12 protein-coding genes are annotated in these 13,576 nt (G+C 40.6%); 3 read left to right on the top strand and 9 right to left on the bottom strand.

All coding sequences use genetic code 11. The annotated features are described in order from the left end of the window. Window positions 1-58: 58 nt before the first annotated feature. Window positions 59-211 carry a hypothetical protein gene (locus QUF73_19540; GenBank protein MDM5228323.1) on the bottom strand — a complete coding sequence of 51 codons (153 nt, stop codon included), beginning with the start codon at window positions 209-211 and terminating at the stop codon, window positions 59-61. Window positions 212-537: 326 nt separating this feature from the next. Here QUF73_19540 and QUF73_19535 point away from each other — a divergent pair, with 326 nt between their 5' ends. The 3 genes from QUF73_19535 (at window position 538) to QUF73_19525 (ending at window position 3,022) form a co-directional block, all read left to right on the top strand. Continuing rightward, window positions 538-1,419, top strand: coding sequence for a helix-turn-helix transcriptional regulator (locus QUF73_19535; protein ID MDM5228322.1), 882 nt, complete (start codon window positions 538-540; stop codon window positions 1,417-1,419). 142 nt (window positions 1,420-1,561) lie between these two features. Continuing rightward, entirely contained in the window at window positions 1,562-2,626 is a 1,065-nt protein-coding gene (locus QUF73_19530) for a LysM peptidoglycan-binding domain-containing protein (GenBank protein ID MDM5228321.1), read from the top strand. Window positions 2,627-2,722: 96 nt separating this feature from the next. Then, window positions 2,723-3,022: a hypothetical protein gene (locus QUF73_19525; GenBank protein MDM5228320.1), complete on the top strand. Its 300-nt coding sequence runs from the start codon at window positions 2,723-2,725 to the stop codon at window positions 3,020-3,022. 38 nt (window positions 3,023-3,060) lie between these two features. On the opposite strand, the gene QUF73_19520 is transcribed toward QUF73_19525, so the two are convergent. The 8 genes from QUF73_19520 to QUF73_19485 all read right to left on the bottom strand — a co-directional run bounded on the left by QUF73_19520 (window position 3,061) and on the right by QUF73_19485 (window position 13,558). Continuing rightward, on the bottom strand, window positions 3,061-4,275 hold the full coding sequence (locus QUF73_19520; protein ID MDM5228319.1) for an efflux RND transporter periplasmic adaptor subunit: 1,215 nt from the start codon (window positions 4,273-4,275) through the stop codon (window positions 3,061-3,063). A gap of 16 nt (window positions 4,276-4,291) precedes the next feature. Continuing rightward, window positions 4,292-4,954: a hypothetical protein gene (locus QUF73_19515; protein MDM5228318.1), complete on the bottom strand. Its 663-nt coding sequence runs from the start codon at window positions 4,952-4,954 to the stop codon at window positions 4,292-4,294. A gap of 583 nt (window positions 4,955-5,537) precedes the next feature. After that, window positions 5,538-7,544 carry a penicillin-binding transpeptidase domain-containing protein gene (locus QUF73_19510; protein ID MDM5228317.1) on the bottom strand — a complete coding sequence of 669 codons (2,007 nt, stop codon included), beginning with the start codon at window positions 7,542-7,544 and terminating at the stop codon, window positions 5,538-5,540. A 178-nt stretch (window positions 7,545-7,722) separates the two neighbouring features. Beyond that, complete coding sequence (locus tag QUF73_19505) at window positions 7,723-8,931, bottom strand: iron-containing alcohol dehydrogenase family protein (GenBank protein MDM5228316.1); 1,209 nt, start codon at window positions 8,929-8,931, stop codon at window positions 7,723-7,725. A 63-nt stretch (window positions 8,932-8,994) separates the two neighbouring features. Then, window positions 8,995-9,912: a fumarylacetoacetate hydrolase family protein gene (locus QUF73_19500; GenBank protein MDM5228315.1), complete on the bottom strand. Its 918-nt coding sequence runs from the start codon at window positions 9,910-9,912 to the stop codon at window positions 8,995-8,997. Between the two features lie 4 nt (window positions 9,913-9,916). After that, on the bottom strand, window positions 9,917-10,876 hold the full coding sequence (locus QUF73_19495; GenBank protein MDM5228314.1) for a 3-hydroxyacyl-CoA dehydrogenase NAD-binding domain-containing protein: 960 nt from the start codon (window positions 10,874-10,876) through the stop codon (window positions 9,917-9,919). A 127-nt stretch (window positions 10,877-11,003) separates the two neighbouring features. Further along, window positions 11,004-12,092, bottom strand: a complete 1,089-nt coding sequence (locus QUF73_19490) for a tartrate dehydrogenase (GenBank protein MDM5228313.1) — start codon at window positions 12,090-12,092, stop codon at window positions 11,004-11,006. Between the two features lie 38 nt (window positions 12,093-12,130). Further along, the gene (locus tag QUF73_19485) at window positions 12,131-13,558 is read right to left on the bottom strand and encodes an aldehyde dehydrogenase family protein (protein ID MDM5228312.1); all 1,428 of its coding nucleotides are present in this window, start codon (window positions 13,556-13,558) and stop codon (window positions 12,131-12,133) included. Window positions 13,559-13,576: the final 18 nt, after the last annotated feature.

The following is a 13,576-nucleotide window of genomic DNA, read 5'->3' as shown; positions in this document are numbered from 1 at the left end:
AACCCTTCTATATAGAGGGTTAATGTTACATTCATATTTTATATACTATTTGGTTTCGTTAATTTCCAACTATTTTTCTCAAGTCATTTTCAATCTCTGATAGAAGCTGGTTAACGCTCATTTCTTTTTCCCCAACACCCTTTTCATATGCTTTGGTAAGCATGTCCAAAAAAAGCTGATTTAATGTATCGAGACCTTCTTTACCCAGCAATTTTTTAACTCCTCCTATTTTCCTATCATCCTTAGACAATATTCTATTTTATTTTCTATCATTTGACAATACTTTTCCAGTTATCAATCAAAAAAGAACCGCTTCCGATAGGGAAGCGGCTGAAACTGGAGATTTAAAAGTAAACATCAGTTGCAGTTAGGTTTCTTTCCTAAATGCATTTCACATTATTCATTAAAACATTAATATCCAATTCATGTATCATTGATTATTACTCATTATTAATGGTTTTCAGTTCTAAATCTCTTGTTAATGCAGATTTTTAATAGTAAATATAACTATAAGAATATTTTTCAGGGGGTAATCGTTTGGATTTTTCTGTAATCGGAAAAAAAATCAAAGAGTTAAGAAAATCAGCAGGATTTTCCCAAAAAGACCTGGCAAAAGATATATGTACTCAAGCGCAAATCAGCAAAATTGAAAATGGGGATGTCCTTCCTTTGGCTTCCACTTTATATTTCATTTCACAGAGGCTGGGGGTTGATATCAATTACTTCTTTGAACACGGAACAACCCCAAGGCTTGATTATGTTCAGGAAGTTAAACACCAGCTGAAAATGGCCAGGCGCAAGCTTGATTATCCCCTTATAAAAGAGATTGTGGAGATTGAAGAAAAAAATCCGCTTTTTTCAGCAAATATGAAGAATTATCAAACACTGCTCTGGCATAAAGCCATATATGAATACCATGTCAATCATCAGGCAGAAAAAGCACTATCACTAGTCGATAAAGCGATTTCTTTAACATTTGAGAAAGTATGGACAGAGCGCGAAATTGAAATTTTGATGAGCAAAGGGATATTTCTGTATGAAGAAGGCAAGTATTGGGATTCTCTTGAAATCTACCTGCCCGCAAGGATACAGTTAGATAAAATCATTTACTTAAACGATGAAACTATTCGGAGCAGGCTCCTTTATAATATGGCAAAAGCCTATACTAGACTAGAAAACTATGAACGGTCTATAGAACACTGCAAGGTGGCCATCCAAACCTGCATTGAGAAAGACCTTTTGTTTTTATTAGGCGAGCTTCACTACCATATAGGATATAATTATGAACTCAGAAAACAGTTTGTTTTGGCGAAAAAGTATATGGAACAAGCTCTTGATATTTTCCGTCTTCAAAGAGATGAAAGGTATAATGACTTTATAAGTGGAAAAGTGGCAATTTTCGACAAAAACATCCAATAGTCACCACGACATAAGTCGACAGTCCTTTATTATTGTAAAATAATAGTTACTTTTTTGTATAATCATGTAAAAATATGATCTTTTTGGACGATATATGTGATAAAATGGTACCAAAAATACGTCCAAGGAGTGATTTGGAAAAGTGAAAAAACAGATGGTTTCAATTGCTGCTGCAGCAATGCTTTCTTCTGCCTTTGCCTCTCAGGCTTCCGCTGATACATACATAGTTAAAAAAGGGGATACCCTATATCATTTGGCTATTAAATACCAAACTACTGTAACAGATATTAAAAAAGCCAATAAGTTAAATTCCGATTTTCTATCAATCAATCAACAACTTCAAATACCAGGTGCAGCAGAAAAACCTGAATCCAATCAGCCATCAGGCGGCTCTGCAGCGCAAGCACCAAGTAATACTGCCAAAACTTATACAGTTAAAAGCGGGGATACTCTTTCTAAAATTGCATTAAATCATAATATTAGTTTAAAAGACTTAATGAGCTGGAATGGACTTAGCACACATTTAATTTACCCTGGACAAGTCTTTAAGGTTTCAAAATCTGCCGGAAACACTTCGGGAGATACTCAAGGGCAGACAGGCTCCACCCCATCACCGTCAGCACCTTCAAATGGCGGCAGTTCAGAGGTATATGTTGTTAAAAAAGGGGATACTCTAGGCGGCATTGCTGCTAAGTATAAGACTACTGTTCAACAGATTAAAACATGGAATAAACTGAGTTCTGATTTAATCCTGATTGGTCAAAAGCTAAATTTAAGTGCAAGCCAGGATTCAGGTGAATCTGTCTCTAATGGGAAGCCCAACAATAATGAGCCCACAGACAATGGGACAGCGTCATCGGTTCTTGCTGAAGCACAAAAACATATTGGTGTTCCATATCAATGGGGTGGCCAAACTCCTTCAGGCTTTGACTGCAGCGGGTTTATCTATTATGTCTTAAAGCAGACAGGCTCCAAAATGGGACGCTACTCCTCAGAAGGGTACTTTAGCCGTTCTTTTTATGTGAACACACCACAGCCTGGCGATTTAGTATTTTTTGAGAATACATATAAAAAAGGCATTTCTCACTTAGGTTTCTATGTAGGAAATAATAAATTTATCCACGCCGGCTCCTCAGGCGTTGAAGTTTCCAGTCTGGATAATTCATATTGGAAGAGCCATTTTGATGGATTTAAACGATTTTACTAGGACACCTTTTACAGGTGTCTTTTTTCATATTTTGGAAGGAAAATACATATATTTTGAAGAATGATATAGGTAGCGGGGTCTAAAGGAGGAGATCAAATGAACATCGTAGGCATCATTACATTTTTGTCCTTATCTTTATTATTAATGAGTCTTCTTTTAATTTACTCCAAGCTCCAGCATCAGACGCCGGGCAAGCTTGCTGCGATTATTGTTTTTTTCCTTTTGAATGCAGTACCCCTAGTGTATATAGTGTATACCGAGCTAAGCAGGGACTACGCAAGCAACTCCATTACACTTGGCTCAGCCTTTATGATTGTATGGCTGATAACTGCCGTGATCCTGTTTTTCGGCATCCTGTTAAGGGTCCGATCCGGTAAAGAAGGTCCTTTTTATTAGCCATAAAGAAACCAGCAGCTCAGGAGCTGCTGGTTTTACTATCTTGAAAGGAATCCTCTAGCTGTATACTTAAGCATTTCTTTCTTCCTCAATTCTTTTAAATCTTTCTTTTTCAATTTGTTCGGTTCGATTGAAGTGATAAAAGGAAAACCTGATTTTAAAAATGGCGATCTTTCCAGAAGAACAACCTCTCCATTCGCAATCCCTTCTTTCACTTCCTGGGTCTGATTAATCTTGATGCCTGTCTTGATTTTTTTTCTTTCCACCCGGCCATTTGACTGAATTACATATGTATATTTGCCTTTTTTGGTGTTCTTAACCGCCTGGTATGGTAATGTCAGCGTATCTATCACTTCATTCGTCACAATTTGAACAGCTACATGCTCTCCATGTAAGCTTTCAAGCTCGTTTGATTCATCTATTGCTATAGAAAATTCATAACGGCTCTCTGTTTCTGCGTGTGGTTCTGAAGTAGGATGGTTTAGTATCTTTTCAATTGTTCCATTAATCTTTTTGTTGCTGCCTGCCGGTGTGATGAATACCTTCATCCCTTCCGCAGCTTTTTTTACTTCCTGCTCTGAAAGAGTCCCTTCGACCTTCTGCTCATTGGAAATGACAGTTACCACAGGATTAGTGAGATCCTGCTTAATGCTTTTTACTGTCCCATCAATTTCGCTTTCTACTGTAAGATTTAAAAGACTTTCATCCGCAGATTCGATCAGGTCCTCGTACTTTTCGATTTCACTATCAATTCTGCTAATCTGCAGCTCTTTTTCATAAATATCCCGTTCAAGTGTTTGTATCATATATACATTCGGATTAGGCTGGTCCTCTTCAACGGGTGCACTGGAAAGGGTTCTTTGCATGCTTTCCAGATCGCTTATATGGCTTTCAAGATTTTCTTGTTCGTTTTCCAGCTTATCCTTTTCAATTTGGAATTCTTCCTTTGTGAGTGTAATGTCATCCGGAGAATACTCAAATAACCCTGTCCCCTGCTGAACTTCATCACCTTTTTCGACGAGAAATCCTTTGAATGTGCCAGTTGAATTTTCATAGTAAAAATGCTGTTCTTCTTTTGGGGCCAATACACCTCTTGCCGGCATGGTTTCAAGAAGATCCTGTTTTTTTACAGATGTCCATTCATCAACATGGTAAGTCCTGTTTATTTTATCATTTTTAAGAAATAGCAGGGTGATGTTACAAGCCAAAAAGAGAACCACAGCACATGCTAACAATCTTGCCTTCCAAGTCATTAAAGAATCCCCTCACTTATATAAGCTTTTCCAGGTGGATGGATGAGAGTAAAGCTGAAACAATCACAAAAAACAGATGCGTTCCGAGTAACACCAAAATAAGAAAGCGGGGGCTTCTTTCGGAAACGACTTTTAAGTATTTATATTGCAGGACAAGTGTCCAGATTTTAAATAATGTTATTGCAGAAAGCGTATAGATTATTAACTCAGGGAATGCTGAGGCTTGAGCAATAATGCCAAATGAGAATATAGAGGAATTGGTATTTATCCCCAAAAACAAAAAGATTGGAATATTGATTATCTTTTCAGTTAGAAGAATCAGCAAAACCATTAATTGAATGCTTATCAGTTTTTTGTACTCGACCTCGACGAGGGTCCAAAAGAACAGAGAAGGCACAAAAATGACCAAAATGGCATAGACGATCCCCCAGATAACTTGCCCTGCTCCAAAGAAAAGCTTATACAATTCATACTCGCTTCTCGGAAGGTCTAAAAAGCTTCTCGATGCTTGCTCACTTCCAATGCCAAAGAAGGCACTAACCCCAAAAACAAACGCACTTAAAAGGATTAATAACAACACCTGTTTCCATAAACCAGACAGACTTTCCTCTTTCCTCAACTGATGCGAAATTGTATATGGCTCCTTCAATCCTCTCAGAAGCGGTACCCGATAGCCCATAAAGAATCCTCCAACACTGTAATCTACTATTCTTTTATCTTACCTCAAAATCAAAATTTTGGGAAATAGGTAGAAATGTGCAGAACTGAGGCCTGGTTATCCTAAACTATTGTCGAAAGGGCTTAGAGAGACGTATTTTCTTTATTTTTCTCCTTTTTTCATAATAATCGTGTCAGAATTTGCAAAAACTTTTGTTGTTTCAAGCTACTAAAAAGGCGGTATAGATAAGTAAGAATTTTACAACTATGTCCTTGTCACGAGAGTATTAAAAATCGAGGAGGGCTTACTAATGAAAATAAAAGCTGGAAACTGGAGAATGCTGAGTGAGCAGGAGAAGCTGTTTATTTTGGAGGCTGTTAGCTTTTTTCAGTCGAGAACGAAGAAGCGGCAATAATGCCAAATGATGGTCTATATGTACTTCCATTTATCAGTTCAACATAGAAGGCACCTTGCCTAGTTACATAAGGTGACGGTGCCTTAATAATTCTTAAAATATCATTTTTTGAAAGCTAGGGGATTTTAGAAAACTCTCTTAAAAAAGTGTCTGCACCTTATAGATGCAAACACTTGATTAGTTACGGCATTAAAACCGCCCTTTATGCTCCTCAAATACTTTCTTCACTTTCTCCACTACCACTTTCGACCCTCCACTTTTTTCAACGCCCTCTATCATCATCGCGATAAGCAGCTTCGGAGACTGCGGATTGTATGCAACAAACAGCCCATTTTCCTGGCCCTTTTCATTTGCACTTTTCTTCAGCTCGGCTGTTCCTGTTTTCCCAGCCAGCGTATAATCTTTCATGTAAGCAGCACGGCCGGTTCCGCTTGGGTCCTGGATTACTTTAGCCATTGCGGCTGCCACTGTGTTCGCTGTTTCTTCGCTCATGACAGCTTCTTTCAGCACCTGGCCCTTTTCTTCTTCTTCCAGGAGAACAGGCTTGATCATGGAACCCTTATTGATGAAAGGTGTATAAGACGCTGCAAGATGGACAATGCTCATTTCCACCTGACCCTGGCCGTAGCCAGAATCAGCCAGAAGAATTTCAGTATCCAGACCGCCAATTTTGGATTGCTCCAGCGGGAATGCGTATGGAATTTCCTCTTCAAACGCGAACTTCTTAAGTCCAGCTGAAAACTTTTCATTTCCCAGTTCAAGGGCCTGCTGGGCAAAATAGATATTATCCGAATACATCATGGCTTTTTCAAAGTTGACCGGTCCCCCGGGGTCTTTAACACGAGTGACTTTATAGCCGCCCCATGAACTGTCCTTCTGCCATTGAAGGCCCTTAACATTAATCGTTTCATCAAGCGTTAATGTTCCTTCTGTCAGTCCGACTGCGCCTGTCAGCGGCTTCATCACTGAACCTGGCGCATAGGTTTGCTTAAATCGTGTCAGAAGCGGCATGTCCTTATTGCCTTCCATTGCCTTCCACTCATCCGCGGTAAACCCGAGTGAAGCCTGGTTCGGATCAAAGCTCGGGCTGCTGACGAGCGCCAGCGTATTTCCGGTAACCGGATCGATCGCTGCTGCGGTTCCCGGCTTTCCACCCAGCTCTGTGTAAAGAGACTTCTGCAGGTTCATATCAATGGTAAGCTGAACATTTTCACCGTTCTCTACCGGTTTTTCAGAGAGGACCACTTCAGAACCGTCTTTCTTCTTGATTCCAATTTTAATTCCATTTGAACCTTTCAAACGTTCCTCAAGGACCTGTTCAAGTCCTCTTTTTCCGATTATATCAGTGCTTGAATAGCCTTCACGCTCTTTCATTTCATCTGCTGTAATCTGTCCAACATAGCCAATTAGGTGAGCAGCCGACTCACCCATCGGGTAGACTCTGCCTTTGACATCCTGCTTCAGGACACCTTTTAGTGCGAACACTTTATCTAATGTTGTCCTATCATCTGGGGAAACCTTCTTAATTGGCACGAAGTAACCTGGCTGTACCCAGCTTGCATTCAAGCTTTTATTAATCTGCTCTTCTGACATTCCCAATGCTGAAGACAAACCTTTGATCGTCTGCTCCTTCTGATCACCCATCTGTTCAGGAACAACACCAATTTCATAAAGGGTGCCATTTAAGGCAAGCGGGTCACCTGTGCGGTCTACAATATCTCCGCGCTGTGCAGGAACAGTTGAATAACTGATTTTATCCTCTGGCCCCAGCTCCGGAAAAATATAAGTCGTATCCCAGGCAACAAACCAATTGTCTTCCTCTTCCTTTTCCTCCTTCACAAGCTTGGCATCATAGGTAAACTCAATCTTGCCGGCTGCACTATCCATGCTTGCTGAAAAAGGAAAGCTCGCATTTTCTTCTTTTTTGTATTCTTTTTCCATATCCGGCTTGTATGTTACCTTCAGATTATCTATCTCTAAATCCTTGTAAACCTTTTCATAACGGGCTGCAAAATCCTTTTTGCTGATCGACTGCTTCGCATCCTTCGACAGGAATTCATACATCTTCTCAAACTCCTGCTTATTCCAATGCTCCACATACTGTGAAAAGCGATCCTGCGGCTTAATTTCCTTATTGCACCCGCTCAAAGCGGCCAAAATCAGGACAGCAAAAACAAAATATAGAACCTTTCTCATAAATCACCCTCCCAATCCTATATTACCATTTAATTGAAGAATTTACCTAGTGACAGGCACCACCCGAATTTTGCCGAATGTGAACTTTGCAAATTTGCATTGTACACTTTAGAATTATAAATCGCCTATCAAAATAAAAATGGATGCAAACGATATAGGTTCGCATCCTTCTAACAATTTAATTTAACCGAATTTTTTCTAAACTTAAAGCCATCGGCAATACTTTTTTATAAATTTGACGAATATCTTCTTTATCTGCTTTCCGGGGATTATTAGGAATCGTGCCTAAATCATTCATGGCATCTATAGTTAAGCGATCCACCATTTCATCCGTAAAATCTAGCTTTAGATAACTAAAATTATCTGGAATATCCAGAGCTTTATTAAACTCTTTAAGCAATGGAGCTAGTTTCCCTGCAGCATTTCTATCATTTTCGAATGTCAGCGACGGTTCAAAAACCCTTGCAATATTGGCATACTTTTCATAGTTAGCTATTAAGTTATGTTCTATAATGTGCGGCAGCAATATGGCATTCGCAAGTCCATGAGGCACCTGATATAAAGCCGACATCGGATGCGAGCAAGAATGGACTAGTGCTACGCCCGCCATTCCAAAGGATATACCTGCCATTGTGCTGGCCAGGTGTATTTGTGCCCTGGCTTCAAGGTTATCCGGGTGCGCATAGCTTGCCGGCAAATTTTCCTTAATCATTTTGATTGCTTTAAAGGCTAATCCATCTGTTATTGGGTTTGATTTAAGTGATGTATAAGACTCAATGGCATGTACTAAAGCATCCACTCCAGTAGCTGAAACGACATGCCGCGGAAGTGAAGTGGTTAAACTTGGATCGATAAAGGCCGCCTTTGGTGCAAGCATTGGGGAAGCGATTACATATTTTCTGCCCGCCTCATGATCGGTAATCACCGAGACGGGAGTCACCTCCGAACCGGTTCCAGCCGTCGTAGGAATAGCAATGAGTAAAGGAATATCTTCATGGAGGGGCTTTTGACCGCGACGATAATCCAGGATGTGTCCTTCATGGGCAACAATCGCACTTACCGCTTTTCCGAAGTCCATGGGGCTTCCTCCCCCTATGGCAAGGATCATTTCGCAGGATTCCTGTTTATACATCTGTGCACCCTTCATAACAGTCTGTGCATGGGGATTCGGCTCAACATCAGCAAACACGACTGTATCAATGCCGTTCTTATTTAATAATGAGGTAACCGCATCTATTATTCCTGTATTAAGAAGTCCTGGGTCAGTGGCAACAAAGACCTTTGCTTTTTGAAGGCTTCTTATTGTTGCTGGAAGCTTATGTTTAACACTATTCATGCCATAGATAATTTCTGTTGGCATGGAAAATTTAAAATGTTGCTGACTCAAATACATCTTATTCTCCTCTCTTTCTCCAAATCCAGTTTAGTCCGAAAAAGAAAAGCTGCTTCATTACATAATCTCATTGGTGAGTTTACCCAAACCGGTAATTTCAAGTTCCACTACGTCCCCCGGCTGAAGCCAACTGTGAATATCCGTTCCTAATTCCAGGATACAGCCCGTACTAACTGTACCTGACCCAATGATATCTCCAGGATATAGGGTCGCATCCGAGGATGCCCGCTCAATCATTTGTTCAAATGAATGATGAATATGTTTGAAGTTTCCCTTAGATAGCTGCTTTCCATTAACTTTAGCTGTCATTTCCAGGTTTAATCTGTCTCCATCTCGGAATTCTTCCAGTTCATCCTTTGTCACAATATACGGTCCAATCGATGTAGCAAAGTCCTTGCCTTTGGCTGGTCCTAATCCCGCCTTCATTTCCTTCATTTGCAGATCCCGTGCAGACCAGTCATTCAAAATGGTGTACCCTGCTATATAATCTTCAGCTTGTTCAGCACTTATATTTCTGCCTTCTCTGCCTATGATACAAGCAATTTCCAATTCATAATCCAGTTCACTGCATTGGGCTGGGCGCTTGATTTTCTGATTCGGCCCTGTAATGGCATGGTGATTCGTAAAGTAAAACACCGGAATCTCATACCACTCTGGCACAACATTTTGCTTATTTTTGGCTGCTATAGTCGCGACATGACCTTCAAATGCCATAAAATCCCGCACACTTCTAGGGTTCGGCAAAGGCGCTAAAAGTTCAATTTCGTTTAGCTTGTACGTGCCCAATTGATCATGGCCAGCAATTTGGCTGGCGAGATTATAGTTTTCTTCAAACTGTTCCAGAAAACCAAGTATTGAGCCAGGCAGTTTACCCCCGCTTGCCTTTTCCATATCAAAAACTTGTTCTTTCTCTATCCACCCTGCTTTAATAGTCCCGTCCTTGTCTTTAAAGGTTATTAGTTTCAAGATAATCATCCTTTCATTTAATAATATGATTCATATAATATTGGGAGGCATTTAGCTGATGAAGGAGCTTTCTATTAAACTGTTTCTTAATTTCCTCTGCTTCATCTTTTCGATATTTAAAAAAACCTTCGCCGGATTTTAACCCCAGCTTTCCTTCAGATGTTTTCTCTCTTAGCAGAGGGCTGGAGAATTGCCTATTTTCCATATCTTTCAGCAGGTTATCACCTACCGTGCACCATATATCCAATCCGCCCATATCAGCAATCATTAATTGCCCTGTTGTGGCGTATCGGAATGCAGGGCCAAACATTAACGCTTTTTCAATATCCTCGGGAGATGCAGCTTGCTGCTCCATCAGGGAGAATACCTCTCTTGCCACACTCTGCTGAATTCGATTTGCCACCAGACCAGGAATATTTTTTAGTACTTCTATACATTGTTTGCCAATGAGCATATGCAAGCTTTTCACATCTTCATACACATCTTGATGGTTGTTTCCAAAATTCGAAATTTCCACAAGCGGCATGATATGCGCAGGGTTATACCAATGAGTTATCAGGATTCTTTTTTTTCTCATTTCGCTTACCTTTGCCATCATGCTCTCCAAATCCAAACTTGAAGTATTACTTGCTAAAATAGTCTTTGGAGGACAATAATCATCTAATTTCTTAAAAAGATCTTGTTTTAATTCCAGATTCTCAGGGACGGCTTCCACCACAAATTCTCTATCTGCTACTGTTTCTTTTAAGCTGGTATAGAAATGGATACTTTTGAGCGTATTGATTTTATTTTGGATATCTATATTTCCTACTTCCTGTAATAAGTCCAGCTGCCTAAGAATCTCATCTTTAGCCTTTTCAACACTTTTCCAATCTGGGTCATATACATTTACATTAAGGCCATATAGGGCAAAATTAAGGGCAATACTATGTCCCATTGTTCCAGCCCCAATAACTGCTATTTTTTGAATCATCGGCAAGTCTCCTTTGCTCAGCTATAATAACCGACTTCAATCCGCACCTTTTTGCCGGCGTATGTTCAATAGGAAAAACAGCGCTATCCGAAATAGCGCTGCCTTCTCTATTGTTCCACAGTGAATGTTATACCGAAGATTGTGCTATTGCCATTTCAGTTAAAATTTCACTAACACGCGCACCAACTTCTGAAGTGGAAGCGGATCCGCCGAGATCTAGAGTAAGAACCCTTTTCTCTTCCAGTGTTTTTTCGATGCAGCTGAGCAGATTCTCTCCTATATCGTTAAAGCCGAGAAAATCAAAAAGCTGGCTGGCTGACCAAATTGCAGCCAGCGGGTTGGCTATCCCTTTCCCTGCGATATCCGGTGCTGAACCATGAATTGGCTCAAACATTGACGGGAATATTCTTTCAGGATTAATATTGGCTCCGGCCGCCAGCCCCATGCCGCCTCCTAGCGCTGCACCCAAATCTGTTAAAATATCTCCAAATAAATTGGAGGTTACAACAACCTCGAACCTTGCAGGATCTTTAATCATGTACATAGCTGCTGCATCAACAAGATAGGAATAGGTCTGAACTTGGGGGTATTCCTTGCTCACCTGTTCAAACACTTGATCCCAAAATACCATGGAATAATTAAGTGCATTTCCTTTACTTATGCTGGTCAGTGTTTTCCCTGCTTTGGACGCTGTTTCAAAAGCATACCGGATGATGCGCTCCGTACCTTTCCGGGAAAAGACCCCTGTCTGTAAAACGACTTCTTCGGGATTGCCTTTAAAAAGCCAATCCCCGGCCCCTGCATACTCACCTTCACTATTCTCACGAATGAATAGCATATCGATGTTTTCTTTATTTCCGCCAGTAAGCGGACAGGGTGCACCATTTAATAGTGTAATAGGACGAATATTTACATACTGGTCAAATTCCTTCCTGATTTTCAGGAGCAGATCCCAAAGAGAGATATGATCTGGCACCCCCGGATAGCCGACGGCTCCCAAGTAGATTGCATCAAAAGACTTTAACTGTTCAATCCCGTCTTCATCCATCATCTTTCCATTCTTTAAATAAAATTCACAGCCCCAAGGAAAATACGTAAATTCGAACTGCAAACGACCATCCAGCTCTGCTGCCTTTTTCATAATCTTGACGCCTTCATCAATTACTTCCGGTCCAATGCCGTCACCTGGAATAACGGCTATCTTAAATGTGTCCAATCTTATCAGCTCTTTCTCTTTTTATATGAACCTATTTATCATTCTTCTAGATTTACAACGACCGTCACAGTTTCCACGAGCTCTTGTATCGCATAAGCCGGACCTTCCTTGCCATTTCCGCTTTCTTTCACGCCTCCATAAGGCATTTGATCAGTCCTGAAGCAGCAAGTATCATTAATAACAACACCGCCTACTTCAAGCATGTAAGGAATTTTATAAGATAAACTCAGATCGGAAGTATATATTCCAGCCTGCAGACCATACTTCGAGTCATTCACAAGCTCAATTGCTTCTTCAATTGTTTCGTAATCTGCGACGGTAACGACAGGAGCGAACACCTCTTCATCGGAAACTTTCATCCCTTTTCTCACATTTGTAACTACGGTTGGGTAAAAAATACTGCCTTCTCGTTTTCCCCCGGTTAAAATGACTGCTCCATCCTCTTCAGCTTCCTTTACCCATTGCTCAATGCGTTCAGCTTCCTTCACATTGATCATAGGGCCGACATTCGTATTCGGATCCAAAGGATCCCCCACCTTAAGATAGGAAACTTCCTGCAAAAACTTTTCAAGGAACTTCTCTTTAACAGATTTCTGAACAAAAATCCTCTGAACTGAAATGCATATTTGCCCGGCATGTGCAAATGACATTTTTGCAAGCTTGGCAGCAGCCTTATTAATATCCGAATCACTATGAACGATAGTGGCAGAGTTGGAGCCCAGCTCTAAGGTTGCTTTTCTTAACCCGATTGTCTTTTGAATATGTTTGCCTACTCCAGGTGAACCTGTAAATGTATAATGCGCAATCCTTTCATCATTCAGGAGCTGTTCACCGACTGTGCCCCCGCTTCCTACTACACATTGCAGGTATCCTCTCGGAACTCCTGCTTTCTCGAGCAGTTCACATAGTTTTATAGCAATTGTCGCTGTATCAGATGCCGGCTTAAGAATAACTGGATTACCCGCTGCCAAGGCCGGAGCAACTTTATGTGCAACAAGATTTAGCGGGAAGTTGAACGGGGTAATTGCTGCAACAACTCCCACAGGCTTTTTTATTGTATAAAGGAATCTTCCCTGCACGTTATAATTTGGGATAATTTCCCCTACGAGCTTTTTTGTTTCATCAGCAGCAATTTGGAATGTCGATGCTGAACGATTCACTTCTGCTCTTGCATCAGTGATAGGCTTCCCGCCTTCCTTGGCAATAATTTGAGCAAATTCTTCGGCATGACTTAGCAGCAGCTCTGCTGCACGCATTAAAACCTTATAGCGGTAATCCGGGGTAAATGCGGTGTTTTTATGTGCGTATACAGCAGCTGCAATCGCTTGATCCACCAGCTTTTCATCAGCTATGCCAATCTCTGAAAAGAGCTCCCCGGTATATTTGTTATATACTTTGTGTGTATTTTCCGAGTGAATCCATTGTCCATCAATGAATAGCTTTTCATTTAAAATACTTGTCTGCATATTTTCCCTCTCCCATCC

It is taken from the genome of Cytobacillus sp. NJ13 (assembly GCA_030348385.1).
Classification (GTDB): Bacteria; Bacillota; Bacilli; order Bacillales; family Cytobacillaceae; genus Cytobacillus.
The sequence above is the reverse complement of the archived record's forward strand: the minus strand, read 5'-3'. Positions and strand labels throughout refer to the sequence as shown.

Bases quoted from the DNA above. Each gene is read 5' to 3' on its own strand.
- QUF73_19525 (MDM5228320.1), top strand. From the start codon at position 2,723: ATGAACATCGTAGGCATCATTACATTTTTGTCCTTATCTTTATTATTA.
- QUF73_19520 (MDM5228319.1), bottom strand. From the start codon at position 4,275: ATGACTTGGAAGGCAAGATTGTTAGCATGTGCTGTGGTTCTCTTTTTG.
- QUF73_19515 (MDM5228318.1), bottom strand. From the start codon at position 4,954: ATGGGCTATCGGGTACCGCTTCTGAGAGGATTGAAGGAGCCATATACA.
- QUF73_19510 (MDM5228317.1), bottom strand. From the start codon at position 7,544: ATGAGAAAGGTTCTATATTTTGTTTTTGCTGTCCTGATTTTGGCCGCT.
- QUF73_19500 (MDM5228315.1), bottom strand. From the start codon at position 9,912: ATGATTATCTTGAAACTAATAACCTTTAAAGACAAGGACGGGACTATT.
- QUF73_19495 (MDM5228314.1), bottom strand. From the start codon at position 10,876: ATGATTCAAAAAATAGCAGTTATTGGGGCTGGAACAATGGGACATAGT.
- QUF73_19485 (MDM5228312.1), bottom strand. From the start codon at position 13,558: ATGCAGACAAGTATTTTAAATGAAAAGCTATTCATTGATGGACAATGG.